Below are 14,727 nucleotides of genomic sequence, written 5' to 3'. Positions count from 1 at the left end.
GTTCACCATGTTCGTGGAATGTTCCGTATAAAGTATAAAAGAGGAACAAGATGGCGATCACCGAAAAACTGGCGCAAGAACGCCGTGGGCGACTGGCCGCAGAACGGTTGCTAGAGCAAAAACAAAATGAACTGTTTGCCGCCAACTCCAAGCTGGGACAACACGCGCGGGCCTTGTCGGACGAAATCGTTGAACAGCGCCATGAGGCCGAAGAACTGAAGGGTGAAAATACCCGTGTCCGGTCTGATTTGCAGGTCGCCAATCACAAGGTGGGTATCGCCGAACGTCGCCTATGGGATTCGATCGAAACGATCGAGGACGGGTTTGCGGTTTTTGACATGGACGACTGTATGATTTCGGCAAACCACGCCTATCTGGCCACGTTTGACGGGCTGGAAGAAGTCCGGCCCGGGATAAATTATGTCCGCCTTGTCCAGCTGTTGGTCGAAGAAGGTATCGTCGATCTAGAGGGAAAAACCCCGATGGAATGGCGCGATGCGATGCTGACGCGCTGGCACAGTGACCCGATTGAACCCAAGGTGATCCGCCTGTGGAATGGCGCCTCCATCAAACTGGTGGATCGGCGCGCCCGCGATGGCGACACGGTATCGCTTGCGCTGAACATCACCGACACCATCCGCCACGAGGCCGAGCTGAAAGACGCCCGCACCAAGGCCGAAGCCGCGAACCGCGCCAAATCGGCGTTTCTGGCGAATATGAGCCACGAAATCCGCACTCCGATGAATGGCGTTGTCGGGATGGCCGACCTGTTGACCGATACCGATCTGGATGAAGAACAAATGCTATACGCCGAAACAATCAAGAATTCCGGCGAAGCCTTGCTGGTGATCATCAACGACGTGCTGGATTACTCGAAAATCGAGGCGGATAAACTGACACTTACGGCCGAACCATTTGATCTGGAACGGTGCATCCATGAAATCGTGACACTATTACAAGCTTCGCTTCAGGGTAAGACACTCGAAATTCTGGTGGATTACGACATGTTCCTGCCGACCCAATATGTGGGTGACGCAGGACGGATGCGCCAGATTTTGACCAACCTGATCGGCAATGCCGTCAAGTTTACCAATGAGGGGCATGTGCTGATCCGCGTGGTCGGGCTCGAAGTTGATGAAACGGGCAAGACGCGGGTTCATGTGTCAATCGAGGATACGGGTATTGGCATTGCCGCCGATATGGTTGGGCATATTTTTGGCGAGTTCAATCAGGTCGAGGACGAGCGCAATCGCAAATACGAGGGCACGGGGTTGGGGCTGGCGATTACCAAACAGTTGATCGAACTGATGCAAGGCGAAATCTGGGTGGATTCGGTCGAGGGAGAGGGATCCTGTTTCGGGTTTCATATCACCCTGCCCGTGTCAGAACCTGCGTTGATTGCCCCGGATCATTCGCTGGCCCGTATTCGACGCGCGCTGGTCGTAAGCGATCAAAATGCCGGTTTGGAAATATTGACCAAACAGCTTGCTGTGTTGGGCGTTGACGTGGTGCAGCATGATGTCGGGGCCGCGCAAATTGTCGAGGATGCGAGTGAATTTGATGTCGCGTTTATTGATATGCCTGCATCGGATAATGCCCGACAGGATTACATGGTTTTACTGGATGCCAATGCACCAAACCTGCCGTTAATCCTGTTGAAATCTGACCGAGAAACAGCAGACAGCGGGCCTGCTTTTGCCACCTTGACCAAGCCAATTTTGCGGCATGATTTATTCAATGTCCTGCAATCTCTGGACGGGAGTGGCGAGAGTATCTCACTGGACACACCCCCCGTTGAAGAGAGCGTGCCATTGCCACCCGCACCCAACACCGCCGATCATTCCCTGCGCAAGATGAAGGTTTTGGCCGCCGAGGATAACCGCACAAACCGGCTGGTGTTTAGCAAGATGGTGAAGAGTTTGAACATCGATCTGGTCTTTGCCAACAATGGGGTCGAGGCGGTCGAGCAATTCCAGAGCTTTGGCCCCGATATGATTTTCATGGATATTTCGATGCCCGTTATGGACGGCAAAGAAGCCACCCGAGCCATCCGCGAAATTGAAACGAGGGACGGGTTGCATCACGTCCCTATCGTGGCGCTAACCGCCCATGCGATGGCGGGGGATGACACGGAAATTCTGGCGGCGGGGCTGGATTACTATCTGACGAAACCCCTGCGCAAGGCCGCAATTTGCGACAAGGTGGCCGAGTTGGCACCGGAAATGGTTTTGGCTGTGATGCCTGATGAGGATGCGTAGTTAGGGATTGCTCTACGGCGGGCCATCAGCCACACTATGCGAATGACACAGGAAAGAGGATTTCAGCCTCGCGCCCTTGGAGAGATTGCTATTCGCTGCGCTGATGTGCAGGCGATGGCGGATTTCTATGAAAACACCATCGGGCTAACACATCTATCTGGGGATCGTCGCACAGGCATTGTGTTCTTCAAAATCAGCGACGGCTTTGACGGGCACACTGCAATTCTGGCGCTGTTCAAAGCTGATACCAAGCCCGAAACCGGCGCCCGATCTTCCTTGCATCATATTGCCCTGTCCCTACCTTATGAAGAACAGGATGCGGTGATGGCGTGGTATGACAAGCTTGAACAGCCATATCGAGTCGAGCATTTCGGCTGGATCGGCTGGCGCGGGATTTTCACCGAAGACCCCGAAGGCAATACAGTGGAACTGGTGGCTTACCATTCGTCCCTGCTGGATCAGCCCGCAGGATAAAACTTGCGTATGTATAAAACCCATACGTTTTCCATACAGTTTTCACACACTCTTTTTGCGCGTCAAGACCCCCGACTTTCCCCCCTAGCATTTCCCCAAACCCCGCACTAACCTGCCCGGTATGATACGGTTTACCACCACCCGATTGCTGTCTCTCAGCCTTAGCCTACTGATGGCTTCGGTGGTGGTTTTCGCCGTGGTCGAAGTGATCCCGGGTGATCCCGCCCCCTACATGCTTGGCCTCAATGCTGCCCCTGAAGCGGTTGAGGCATTGCGCGATGAACTGGGGCTAAACGGCACCCTCTGGTCGCGTTATTTCGGCTGGGTCACGGGGATGCTGACAGGGGATTTTGGCAAGTCCTACACCTATCGCATTCCGGTCTCGGACCTCATCGCCCAACGCCTTTGGGTGTCATTGCCGCTGGCCCTGTTTGCGCTACTGCTTTCGACGCTAATCGCCTTTCCCGTCGGCCTGATCGCGGCTGCGCGCCGTGGCAAACCCAGCGACTATGTCATCATGGGCGTCACTCAGTTGGGCATTGCGGTGCCCAATTTCTGGTTCGCCATGCTGCTGGTTCTGGTGTTCGCGATTAACCTGCATTGGTTTAATGCTGGCGGCTTTGCGGGATGGGAAAACGGCCTGCTGGCGGGGCTGAAATCGCTCACCCTGCCGGCCATTTCACTGGCCCTGCCCCAAGCGTCAATTCTCGCCCGCGTTATGCGCTCATCCTTGTTGGAAACCTTGACCCAAGACTACATCCGCACCGCCCGCGCCAAGGGTTTGACCCGCGCCCAAGCGTTACGCCGCCATGCGCTGCGCAACGCCATGATCCCCGTGTTGACCATTATCGGTTTGCAGTTTTCGTTCCTGATCGCAGGCGGCATCATCATCGAAAATGTGTTCTACCTGCCCGGCCTAGGACGGCTGATTTTCCAAGGCATCACCCAGCGCGATCTGGTGGTTGTCGAAAGCGTTGTGATGTTGTTGGTGTTCGCGGTTATTACAGTCACTTTCCTTGTCGATATTGCCTATGCCGCCGTTGACCCCCGCTTGCGGAGTGGCCGATGAGGTTGCCTGTCCAGCTCATCACCGGCGCTATCCTGACAGGGTTTTTTGTGGTCGCCGTGGTGCTGTCATTCTTCTGGACCCCGCATGATGTCACCATCCTGACCATCGCTGATAAACTGCAAACTCCATCTGCAGAATACTGGCTGGGAACTGACCATTTTGGCCGCGATATGTTTTCGATGCTGATGGTTGGTGCGCGTACATCCATCGCCGTTGCTATTGTTGCCGTGGGCATCGGAATGGGAATCGGTGTGCCGATGGGGCTATTGGCTGCGGCCAACAGGGGTAGCCTTCTGGACGAGGTGATCATGCGCGGCAATGATCTGATCTTTGCCTTTCCATCGCTGGTGATCGCCATCCTGATCACCGCCGTTTTCGGCCCCTCCGCGCTGAACGCGATCCTTGCTATCGGCATTTTCAACATCCCTGTTTTTGCCCGCGTCACCCGTGGGGCCGCACTGTCGATCTGGACGCTGGACTATATTTTAGCGGCCCGAACCTGCGGCAAACGCGCCTTGCGCATTTCGGTGGAACACATCCTGCCCAACATTACCAACCTGCTGATTGTGCAAGGAACTATCCAATTCTCGCTCGGTATCTTGGCCGAGGCAGGCCTGTCTTATGTCGGCCTTGGCGCCCAACCGCCAACGCCCAGCTGGGGCCGGATGCTCGCCGATGCTCAAACCTATATCTACAGCGACGCCCGCCTTGCGTTCCTGCCCGGCATTGCGATTGTGCTGATGGTTCTGGGGCTGAACCTGATGGGCGACGGCTTGCGTGATTTGCTCGACCCGCGGATCAGGAGGGAGCGCTGATGATCTCGCTACAAAACCTCACCCTTGGCATTCATGACACGCCGATCCTGACTGATGTCAGCTTTGAAATACCGCAGGGGCAGATATTTGGACTTGTTGGTGAAAGCGGCTCTGGCAAATCCATGACCGCGCTGGCGCTGATGCAATTGCTGCCGCAAGGCAGCCTAGTTGGTGGTCACGTTATGGTCGAAGGCGCGGATGTTCTAACCCTGTCCGAGGCTGAAATGTGCGCCTTACGTGGCAATGAAATCGGCATGATATTTCAGGAACCGATGACGGCGCTGAACCCCGTGCAGACCATTGGCGATCAGGTGGCCGAAACTTTGCTGATCCACGGCAAGGCCAGCAAATCAGAGGCCGCAATAATCGCCCGTCAGATGCTGGATCGCGTTGGCCTTCCAGCCGACAGGTTCCCTACGTCCCGCTTCCCGCACGAGTTGTCGGGTGGTCAGCGCCAGCGGGTTTGCATTGCAATGGCCATCGCCTTGCGCCCCAAACTGCTGATCGCGGATGAACCGACAACTGCACTGGATGTCACCACGCAGGCGCAAATTCTGGACCTACTGCGCGAACTGGTTGTTGAGGAAAACATGTCACTGCTGCTGATCACCCATGACCTAGCAGTGGTTGCCGGAATGGCCGATCATGTAGCAGTGATGCACAAAGGCGAATTGGTGGAGCAGGGACCGACCGAGCAGTTGTTCAAAACCATGACCCATCCCTACACCAAGCAATTGTTTGAGGCTTCAAACCATCAACCAGATCGTATTGGCGACACCCAAGAGACGCCGATCCTTGAGGTGAAAAACGCCATCCGTGAATACGCTGCCCCGCGCACAAAATTGTTCCATCGCCCAGCGCCATTTCGCGCGGTGAACAATGTCAGCTTTACCCTGATGCGCGGCGAGAGCCTTGGACTGGTTGGCGAAAGCGGCTGTGGAAAATCAACCCTGACACGGGCTATTCTGGGGCTGGATCCGTTGCAGGGCGGTGAAATCCGCCTGTCGGGCGAGCCGGTTTTGGCGGGAGAACATATGTCGGCATCGCTACGGAAAAAAGTGCAAATCGTGTTTCAAGACCCCTACGGCAGTTTTAACCCGCGCCACAAGGTTCAGCGGCTGGTAATGGAGCCATTCCACCTGACCAAAGCGCCCGAAAATTCACGGGACCATGTGGCCGAGGCTTTGGAAACGGTTGGCATGGAAGCGGACGCAATGGACCGTTACATCCACGAATTTTCCGGCGGCCAGCGTCAGCGCATTGCCATTGCCCGTGCGCTGGTTCTGCACCCCGATCTGATTGTTCTGGACGAAGCCGTGTCCGCGCTGGATGTGTCAATCCGCGCCCAGATACTGGACTTGCTGGCCGACCTGCAAACGCGTCTTGGCCTGTCCTATCTGTTTATCAGCCACGACCTGACTGTGGTGCGGGCAATCACCGATCGGGTGTTGGTAATGCAAGCTGGCGAGATCGTTGAACAAGGGCCGACCGAACAGGTGTTCACCGCGCCGAGCCATCCCTATACACAGCAACTACTAGACGCCGCGCCGCAGATTCCGGACGATTGGCAGGAGACAAAACATGCTTGATAAAATCTGGTATCCAACTGACAAAAACTTTATTGGCGGCACATGGGTTTCGCCCGCCGATGGCGAATTTCTGGAGTTGGGAAACCCTTCAACTGGCGAGACGTTGACCAACATTGCGCGGGGCAAAGCGGTGGATATTGACCACGCCGTTACCGCCGCCCAAGCCGCACTAGATGGCGAATGGGGACGCACCACAGCGGTGGAACGTGGCCGCATTCTGACCCGCATTGGGCAGCTGGTTCAAACGCGGATTGAGGAGTTGGGCGAGATCGAGGCCAACGATGTTGGCAAGCCTTTGACCCAAGCCCGCAATGACGCCATCGCGCTGGCGCGTTACATGGAATTTTATGGCGGAGCAGCGGATAAAGTGATGGGTGAAACCATCCCCTATATGGACGGTTATACCGTTTACACCCTGCGTGAGGCGCACGGGGTGACGGGGCATATCGTTCCGTGGAATTACCCGATGCAGATCATCGGCCGGTCCGTCGGAGCGGCGTTGGCGATGGGCAATGCTTGCGTTTTGAAACCTGCCGAGGAGGCCTGTTTGACAGCACTTGGGTTTGCGGCCTTGGCTGAAGAGGCGGGCTTGCCAGCAGGCGCATTGAACGTGGTGACGGGGCTGGGCGAAGAGGCAGGTGCCGCACTGTCCGGCCACGCGGGCGTGCAGCATATTTCCTTTACCGGGTCGGTTGGAGTTGGCCAATTGGTGCAAGCAGCGGCAGCGCAAAACGTGGTGCCAGTGACTTTGGAACTGGGCGGAAAATCCCCGCAAGTTGTGTTTGATGACGCGGACCTTGATGCAGCTTTTCCGTTTCTGGTTGGCGCTTGCATCCAGAACGCAGGGCAGACCTGCTCGGCATCCTCGCGGGTGCTGATCCAGCGCGGGGTTTATGATGAGTTATTGGCGCGAATGGCGGACAGTTATAGCGGGATGATGGTCGGCACGGCGATGTCTGACGTTAATGTCGGACCGCTGATTTCGGCGCGGCAAAAAGAGATTGTGACGGGATTTATGGAGCAAGGTTCAGACCTGCGTATGGTTGCCCAAGGCAGTATAATCGAGGGCACACCTGAGGGCGGGCATTATGTGCTGCCGACGCTGTTTGCGGACGTTCCGCCGGACCACGTGTTGGCCCAGAGCGAGATTTTCGGACCCGTGCAAGTGGTGATCCCGTTCGAGGATGAAGCCGAGGCGATTGCGATTGCGAATGGCACCGATTTTGGACTGGTCGCATCGGTCTGGACCCGTGATGGCGCGCGGCAGATGCGCATGGCCAAAGCCTTGCGTGCGGGGCAGGTGTTTATCAACAACTACGGGGCTGGCGGCGGGGTTGAACTGCCGTTTGGCGGGGCGGGTAAATCCGGCCACGGGCGCGAAAAGGGGTTCGAGGCATTATATGGATTTTCAACCTTGAAAACTGTTGCAGCCTATCACGGATAAGATACAGCCCCGCCCAAAAACGTGGCTGCGTTACGCATTTACCATTAACACTGGTTAAGGTTCTATCCGTGTGGATTGGCCCCCGTGGCCATCATCCAGTGGTGGTCTTGGTGATGCATACCCATCGCCATAATACCAAAGAAACCCAGCGCCCGAAGTTTGGCCATATCATCCGTCGCGGTTGTCACCGTCAGCACCACGCCTGCATCATGTTCCTCGGGACTGAAGGTCCAGTCACCAACCCCGTCCATGATCCCTGAATGGGCAAAGACCATGCGCTGAATTGCGGCTTTGGTTCTGCCGACTCCAGTGACGGTAAACATAAACCCGTTTTCGAGCTCGCTGGTTTCCACGGCTGCATCTGTAAACACCAGCTCCATATCAACCAAATGTTCACGCAAACCAGAAATATTGACCTTGGACCAGTCCGTTTCTGGGTCCGCATCCAGCGCCAGCACGATTTCCTCGATTGCGGCAAAGGCGGATTGGCCTGCTTCGGTTGCGGGGTGCGTTTGCAAGCCCGTTGCCATCGTTTCGCCTTGGCTCATGGTTGCGCTATGCGTCATCGCCTCATGGTCCATACCGCTGTTGGTTTCCTGACTGATGGCAATATTTGGAGCGGTCAGCAAAAGGCCCGCTATCATAAAATGTTTCATTTTATTGTCCTGTTCCGAGTTGTTTTCCAATTCATCCTTGCCTGATAAATCCGTTTCGTGACATGATAGTAATCATGTGCATGTCCTTTTTTGACCACCTTACTCAGCTTCGTTACATCACCCGTGAGGTGCCGCGCGGAACAGCATTGTTTGAACGCGACGATCCGGTGACATCGGTTTTTCGCATTGAAAGCGGCGAGGTTCATTTGCTGCGGCGCCAGCCGGACGGGGCTGAATTTATTTTGCAGCGGGCGCGAGCGGGTAGTCTGCTGGCCGAAGCTTCGGTCACTGCACAGGCCTATCATTGTGCTGCCGAGGCGATTGCCCCCTCGGTATTATCCGTGTTTTCCCGAAACGATATTCAAAGCCTGATTGCAGATGATCCTGCCGTCACAACCGCCTTTGTTGCGCATCTGGCGCAAGAGGTTCGCGAGGCGCGGTTGCGGGCTGAAATTGTGTCGCTACGGCGTGTTGCGGACCGGCTGGATGCGTGGCTGGTCTGGAATGATAATCGGCTGCCAGACAAGGGGGAATGGCACCGGATCGCTAGTGAAATAGGGGTGTCCACAGAGGCGCTGTATAGGGAGCTTGCGCGGCGTCGGTAAAGCGTGGCAAGTTGTGAATAACGCGGGTAAATACGAGGACTATCCAATGCGACTAAAGGGGAAAACAGCGATTGTCACTGGGGCTGGATCGGGCTTTGGCACGGGCATTGCGGCCAAATTTGTAGCCGAGGGGGCGCGGGTGATGGTTGCCGATATCAATGGCGATGCGGCTGTTGATGTGGCGAAAGAACTGGGCGCGATTTCACAGGTTGTCGATGTGGCAAACGGGGAGAGCGTGAAGGCGATGATTGCGGCGGGGCAAGCGGCGTTCGGGCAGATTGATATTGTAGTGAACAACGCGGGCGTCACCCATATGCCCGGCCCGTTGGAGGAAATTTCAGAGGAAGATTTCGACCGTGTTTTGGCAGTGAATGCCAAGTCGGTTTACCTGACCGCGCGCGAGGTTGTGCCGCTGATGAAGGCGGCGAAATCCGGTGTGATTTTAAACGTCGCATCGACCGCAGGTGTGTCGCCGCGCCCGAACTTGAACTGGTACAATGCATCCAAGGGCTGGATGATCACAGCGACCCGCACAATGGCGGTTGAGCTGGCGCCGTTCGGCATTCGGGTCAATGCGATCAACCCTGTTGCGGGCGAAACGCCGTTGCTGAAAACCTTTATGGGCGAGGACACGCCAGAGATACGGGCGAAGTTCCTGTCGACCATTCCATTGGGGCGGTTTTCAACACCCGAGGATATGGGGAATGCGGCGGCATTTCTGTGTTCAGACGAGGCGAGCATGATCACCGGTGTGGCGATGGAAGTGGACGGTGGGCGTTGTATATAAGGGTGATTAGATGAGAGTCGGAGCGCATAATCTGATAACTGATGTGGCGGGTTTACGGGTTGGTAATGCCGCTGATGCCCATGTTAAATCGGGGACAACTGTGCTGATTGGAGACATGCCATTTGTGGCGGGTGTGCATGTGATGGGCGGGGCGCCTGGAACCCGCGAAACCGATTTATTGGCCCCTGACAAAGTGGTGCAAGAGGTGGATGCGCTGGTGTTGTCAGGTGGGTCGGCCTTTGGTCTGGATGCGGCATCAGGTGTGGGGGATAGGTTACGCAAAATGGGCCGCGGGTTTGATGTTGGCGGCCAAAATGTGCCGATTATTCCGACGGCGATCCTGTTTGATTTGCTGAATGGTGGCGACAAGGATTGGGTTGAAAATCCTTACCGTAATCTGGGCGTAATGGCGCTGGATAATGCGGGTGTTGAATTTGCATTGGGCAGTCATGGGGCGGGCGCTGGGGCGACAGTGACAGGGCTAAAAGGCGGGCTGGGATCGGCGTCGGTTGTGCTGGAATGCGGCGTGACTATTGGGGCGTTGGTGGCGGTAAATGCGTTGGGGTCGGTGACGGTTGACGACGGGCCTGAATTCTGGGCGGCACCGTTTGAAATGGGGGGTGAATTTGGCGGTGGCAAGGTGGCCACACAGTATGACGCACATCACGAGCCATTCCCCGAAGCGCAGTTGGGTGAAAGCACCACGATTGCGATTATCGCCACCGATGCGGTGATGACCCAAGCGCAGGCAACGCGGATGGCAACGGCAGCACATGACGGGATGGCGCGGGCGATTGTGCCGAGCCATACGCCGTTTGACGGTGATCTGGTGTTCGGGGTTTCGACGGGTAAAGTCGAACTGCCCGATCCGGTGTTTGATCCGTTGCGATTGGGACATGCAGCGGCGGTTTGCCTGAGCCGCGCGATTGCGCGGGGGGTTTATGAAGCGACGGGTGAGGACGGGGATGTACTGCCGACTTGGGCGGAGAAATTCGGCTGAACGCAACGCGCGGTGGGGGTGTTTGGCGGGTTTAGGTAAAAGCAGGCGAATCAATAGGTAAACAAGGGTTTTGGGGCCGGTTTTGGCGTATGGATACCGTATGGTTTTTCTACATACGCGCTGCACGAATTGGCGCATTAACGGTGCGGACGCTGTGAAGTGTTAAAGCTAGGTAAACGCCAGCTCTAGCCCAGCAATGCCCCCATCAAGGCGCTGTCCTCGTCCGCCAGATCATCAATCACATCGAAATGGTGCCGGTCGGGTGTGATGGTCAGGGATGTATTATCCCACGCATCTGCCAGCCAACGGGCCTGGTCCAGAAATGCGGGGCGTTCATCTGCGCCGACCCAGACGTGGGTGGGAATATTGCGCAGGGATTTGGTGAGCAGCGGGCTTTGGCTGATTGCTTCTTCCGTATCCAGTTTTAGGGTGTCATTCATTTTGGTGTGCAGCAAGGGGCGCAGGTCGGACAGGGGCGAAATGGGCACGATGTTTTGCAAGCGATTCGCCACTGTGAGCGCCACATCCGCACACCGCATCCGCGCGACCAAATGACCGCCAGCGGAGTGACCCGTGAGCACAATCGGGCCGGTGACGGCTTTGGCAGCGGTATCAATTGCGCGGGCAATTTGCTGGGTGATTTCGGAAATGTGCACGGCAGGGGCCAAGGTGTAGGAGGGCATTGCCACGGCCCAGCCGCGGTCTGTGGCCCCTGCCGATAAATGTGACCATGATTTATTGTCAAAGGCCATCCAGTAGCCGCCATGCACGAACACCATCAAGCCTTTGGGTTTGCCAGACGCGGGGTAGAACAGATCGAAGACTTCGCGGTCGCTGGTCCCGTAAGACAGGTTCAGGCGGGCGCGGCCTACGGCATTTTCAACGCTGCGCCATTCATGCGCGGCGTCTTCCCATTTTGGCGGGTAGCTATCGGCGTCGTTGATGTAGGCACCGTTTGAGTAGGCGTCGTCGTAATCCATCTGGTATCCTTTGGCGCTCTCTAGCTAATGCTGGACAAGTTTGCGCATGCGTGGTTTGGATTTGCCTAACGGCAATTGCAGGAGAACGTCATGTTAGATTCCAAAACCGATTTAGCAACCCTATTGAAAGATCCGAGCCTGTTGGCGACCAAAGGCTATGTTGACGGGGCGTGGGTGGAAGCCAGCGATGGTGCCACATTCGAGGTGCGCAACCCAGCACGGGGTGATGCAATTTGCACGGTGGCGGATTTGCCCCGTGCGGATGTGAGACGTGCCATTGCGGCGGCTTATGTTGCGCAGAAAAAGTGGGCAGCGCTGACGGCCAAGGAGCGGGCCAATGTGTTGCGTCGCTGGTATGAGTTGATGATTGAGAATGCCGATGATCTGGCCATCATCCTGACCGCTGAAATGGGCAAGCCTGTGGGCGAGGCACGTGGCGAGATCGTTTATGGCGCGTCGTTTATCGAGTGGTTTGCCGAGGAGGCCAAGCGGGTTTACGGCGAGACCATTCCAGGCCATCAAACGGACAAACGCATCACGGTGATCAAGCAGCCAATCGGTGTTGTCGGCTCCATCACCCCGTGGAATTTTCCCAACGCGATGATCACCCGCAAGGCCGGACCAGCGTTGGCGGCGGGCTGTGCTTTTGTGGCGCGGCCATCGGAACTGACGCCATTGTCGGCCTTGGCGTTGGCGGTGCTGGGTGAGCGGGCGGGCCTTCCGGCGGGGGTGTTTTCTGTGGTGCCATCGACGGACGCATCTGGTGTGGGCAAGGAATTTTGCGAGAACCCGACTGTGCGCAAACTGACCTTTACAGGGTCCACCAATGTGGGGCGTATTTTATTGCGCCAAGCCGCAGATCAGGTGATGAAGTGTTCGATGGAATTGGGCGGCAACGCGCCGTTCATCGTGTTTGATGATGCCGATCTGGATGCCGCTGTCGAAGGTGCAATGATCTGCAAGTTCCGCAATAATGGCCAGACTTGTGTATGTGCGAACCGGATATATGTGCAGGCGGCGGTCTATGATGAATTCGCCAAAAAGCTGGCTGTGGCGGTTGGCAATCTGAATGTCGGCGACGGGTTGAATGATGGCATCACCACGGGGCCGTTGATCAGTGAGGCTGCTGTTGAAAAAGTGCAGGCGCATCTGGATGATGCCACAGCTAAAGGCGCGGAAATTCTGATGGGCGGCAAGGGGCATAATCTGGGCGGCACGTTTTATCAGCCCACTGTGGTCACGGGTGTGACCCAAGCGATGAGCGTGGCGCAAGACGAGACCTTTGGTCCGTTGGCCGCCCTGTTCAAGTTCGACACTGTGGACGAGGTGATCGAGATGGCCAATGACACTATTTTCGGGTTGGCGTCGTATTTCTATGCCAATGATCTGAGCCGCGTATATAAGGTGGCCGAGGCGCTGGAATATGGCATGGTCGGCATCAACACCGGCATCATTTCAACCGAGGTTGCGCCATTTGGCGGGGTCAAGCAGTCGGGCTTGGGCCGTGAAGGTTCGCGCCACGGGATGGAAGATTATCTGGAGATGAAATATATCTGCATGTCGGTTTAAGCGGGTTGCGTATAACCCAGTTTAGAGCATTCATCTGGCAAGCCGAAGCCGTGGTTGCACAGCAACTGCGTTCGGTTGTTAGATGGATTCACTTTAACGCAACATGCTTTAGGCGGGTTCAGGCTCTACTGCTTCGCTTGCGAAACATTCCGCCAAATGGGCGAAACTTGCGGCGGTGTTGTCTGGCTCGGGGCGGGCCAAGAAGCTGTCGAGTTGTGGCCAGACCTGAATGGCGGCGTCGATCATCGGGTCTGATCCGGTCGAATACAACCCCGCCTGAATCATCATTTCGGCGCGATCATATGCGCCCAGCAAGCGGCGGGCCTGACTGATTAGATCGTTTTCATCCGGCGTGGCGGCGGCGGGTAGGCTACGCGATACCGAACGCAGCAGATCAATCGCCGGAAACCGCCCGCGTTCGGCGATTTTGCGGTCCATCACCACATGCCCATCCAGCACACCGCGCAGGATGTCGGCCACTGGTTCCTCCATGTCAGAGCCCGCGACCAGCACGCTGAACACAGCCGTAATGTCGCCCACATCATCCGTTCCCGGACCTGCACGTTCGCACAGGGACATGATCATATGCGAGGTTGATGGCGGATAGCCGCGCAAGGAGGCAACCTCGCCCGAGGCCAGTGCGACCTCGCGGTGGGCTTCGGCAAAGCGGGTAATGGAATCGGCCAGTAGCAATACATGTTTGCCTTGGTCGCGGAAATGTTCGGCCACGGCCATTGCTGTCCATGCGCAACGACGGCGCACCAGCGGGGACTGGTCCGAGGTGGCGGCGACCACGACGGCGCGTTTCATACCCTCTGGCCCCAGCACGTGATCGACAAATTCCCGCACTTCTCGGCCCCGCTCACCAATCAGGGCGATCACTACCACATCAGCCGATACCCCGCGGGCAAAGTCGGCCAGCAGGGTGGATTTACCAACGCCAGACCCCGCGAACAGGCCAATCCGCTGGCCACGCACAATCGGCAACATCGTGTTAAAGATCGCCACGCCGGTTTCCAGACGTTCCCCCAGCGGGCGACGTTCCGTAGCCTTTGGTGGGGCAGCACGCATCGGACGCGGGGCTACTCCACGCATCAGGAGGCGCCCGTCCAATGGCTTGCCAGATGGATCAATCACACGGCCGATCCAGTTGCTGTCAGGCGCGATTGTTGCCTCCCCCAGCAAAGTGACGCGATCATTGATCACCACACCTTCGGCGGAACGGTCGGGCAGGATGACCACTTCGTCGCGCGTCAGTTGCAAGACCTCGCCGCCCATTGTGACATTGCCACGACGCATAATGCTGACCTGATCGCCCAGACTGGCGGTAGCCGACAGCCCTTTGACGGTGAGCGTTCCGCGCCCGATTTCGACCACGCGACCAACGCTATGCACGGGGCGCAGTGCTGCAATTTCTGCCGTAAGGCAATCCATATCTATTACCGTCACCGGATTCTCCTGTTTGGTTCTGACAACCTTTT

Annotated in this window: 13 protein-coding genes; 10 read left to right on the top strand and 3 right to left on the bottom strand. The window is 56.7% G+C overall.

Going from position 1 to position 14,727, the window contains the following annotated elements:
• Positions 1-50: 50 nt before the first annotated feature.
• The 6 genes from ACWB12_RS09780 to ACWB12_RS09755 all read left to right on the top strand — a co-directional run bounded on the left by ACWB12_RS09780 (position 51) and on the right by ACWB12_RS09755 (position 7,649).
• Positions 51-2,258, top strand: a complete 2,208-nt coding sequence (locus ACWB12_RS09780; RefSeq protein WP_479529892.1) for an ATP-binding protein — start codon at positions 51-53, stop codon at positions 2,256-2,258.
• A gap of 42 nt (positions 2,259-2,300) precedes the next feature.
• Complete coding sequence (locus ACWB12_RS09775) at positions 2,301-2,732, top strand: VOC family protein (protein WP_479529891.1); 432 nt, start codon at positions 2,301-2,303, stop codon at positions 2,730-2,732.
• 121 nt (positions 2,733-2,853) lie between these two features.
• Complete coding sequence (locus ACWB12_RS09770) at positions 2,854-3,801, top strand: ABC transporter permease (protein ID WP_479529890.1); 948 nt, start codon at positions 2,854-2,856, stop codon at positions 3,799-3,801.
• Positions 3,798-4,616, top strand: a complete 819-nt coding sequence (locus ACWB12_RS09765; protein WP_479529889.1) for an ABC transporter permease — start codon at positions 3,798-3,800, stop codon at positions 4,614-4,616. Before ACWB12_RS09770 ends, ACWB12_RS09765 begins: the two co-directional genes overlap by 4 nt.
• On the top strand, positions 4,616-6,205 hold the full coding sequence (locus tag ACWB12_RS09760; RefSeq protein WP_479529888.1) for an ABC transporter ATP-binding protein: 1,590 nt from the start codon (positions 4,616-4,618) through the stop codon (positions 6,203-6,205). The genes ACWB12_RS09765 and ACWB12_RS09760 overlap by 1 nt, the downstream gene beginning before the upstream one ends.
• Entirely contained in the window at positions 6,198-7,649 is a 1,452-nt protein-coding gene (locus tag ACWB12_RS09755) for an aldehyde dehydrogenase family protein (protein WP_479529887.1), read from the top strand. Before ACWB12_RS09760 ends, ACWB12_RS09755 begins: the two co-directional genes overlap by 8 nt.
• Before the next feature lie 62 nt (positions 7,650-7,711).
• Here the strand turns inward: ACWB12_RS09755 and ACWB12_RS09750 are convergent, their stop codons facing one another.
• Positions 7,712-8,305 (bottom strand): hypothetical protein, encoded by a 594-nt coding sequence (locus tag ACWB12_RS09750; protein ID WP_479529886.1) that lies wholly within the window; start codon positions 8,303-8,305, stop codon positions 7,712-7,714.
• 74 nt (positions 8,306-8,379) lie between these two features.
• Between ACWB12_RS09750 and ACWB12_RS09745 the strand changes: the two genes are divergently transcribed.
• Genes ACWB12_RS09745 through ACWB12_RS09735 form a run of 3 tightly spaced genes read left to right on the top strand, consistent with a single transcriptional unit; the run spans position 8,380 to position 10,697 of the window.
• Complete coding sequence (locus tag ACWB12_RS09745; RefSeq protein WP_479529885.1) at positions 8,380-8,910, top strand: Crp/Fnr family transcriptional regulator; 531 nt, start codon at positions 8,380-8,382, stop codon at positions 8,908-8,910.
• Between the two features lie 46 nt (positions 8,911-8,956).
• Positions 8,957-9,697: an SDR family oxidoreductase gene (locus tag ACWB12_RS09740; RefSeq protein ID WP_479529884.1), complete on the top strand. Its 741-nt coding sequence runs from the start codon at positions 8,957-8,959 to the stop codon at positions 9,695-9,697.
• Positions 9,698-9,707: 10 nt separating this feature from the next.
• Complete coding sequence (locus tag ACWB12_RS09735; RefSeq protein WP_479529883.1) at positions 9,708-10,697, top strand: P1 family peptidase; 990 nt, start codon at positions 9,708-9,710, stop codon at positions 10,695-10,697.
• A 185-nt stretch (positions 10,698-10,882) separates the two neighbouring features.
• Here the strand turns inward: ACWB12_RS09735 and ACWB12_RS09730 are convergent, their stop codons facing one another.
• Positions 10,883-11,677, bottom strand: coding sequence for an alpha/beta hydrolase (locus tag ACWB12_RS09730; RefSeq protein ID WP_479529882.1), 795 nt, complete (start codon positions 11,675-11,677; stop codon positions 10,883-10,885).
• Positions 11,678-11,767: 90 nt separating this feature from the next.
• Here ACWB12_RS09730 and ACWB12_RS09725 point away from each other — a divergent pair, with 90 nt between their 5' ends.
• Positions 11,768-13,246: an NAD-dependent succinate-semialdehyde dehydrogenase gene (locus ACWB12_RS09725; RefSeq protein ID WP_479529881.1), complete on the top strand. Its 1,479-nt coding sequence runs from the start codon at positions 11,768-11,770 to the stop codon at positions 13,244-13,246.
• 108 nt (positions 13,247-13,354) lie between these two features.
• On the opposite strand, the gene ACWB12_RS09720 is transcribed toward ACWB12_RS09725, so the two are convergent.
• Positions 13,355-14,680, bottom strand: coding sequence for a FliI/YscN family ATPase (locus ACWB12_RS09720; RefSeq protein WP_479529901.1), 1,326 nt, complete (start codon positions 14,678-14,680; stop codon positions 13,355-13,357).
• Positions 14,681-14,727: the final 47 nt, after the last annotated feature.

Source organism: Profundibacter sp., assembly GCF_056498605.1.
This window is presented reverse-complemented; position numbering and strand designations above follow the sequence as displayed.